A 246-nucleotide genomic window follows, 5' to 3' on the forward strand; every position below is an offset into this window, starting at 1 on the left:
GCATTAGCGGGTCAACGTAGAGGAACCGTTGCGTGATGTAATTAAGGTTGAACGACGGATAAAGTGCAGCGCCCGCAGCCACGATACCGATCACCACGTCATACCAACTTGGCACATCGTTGCGCAGACCTTTGCGGTCGACGGTCAGAAAGATCAGCAAAAGCGCGAGAGCGACGTGCACGCCGCGCATGATATAGGGGTTGGGCGGGCCAACGAAGGCGACGTAGAGATGCCACACAGCCATAC

The 246-nt window shown here is 56.5% G+C and carries 1 pseudogene; it reads right to left on the reverse strand.

What is annotated here, in order from left to right:
• Window positions 1-246, reverse strand: a pseudogene (locus A3722_RS10040) (TRAP transporter permease); the annotation flags it as partial.

This window comes from Sulfitobacter sp. HI0027 (assembly GCF_001634775.1).
Classification (GTDB): Bacteria; Pseudomonadota; Alphaproteobacteria; order Rhodobacterales; family Rhodobacteraceae; genus Sulfitobacter.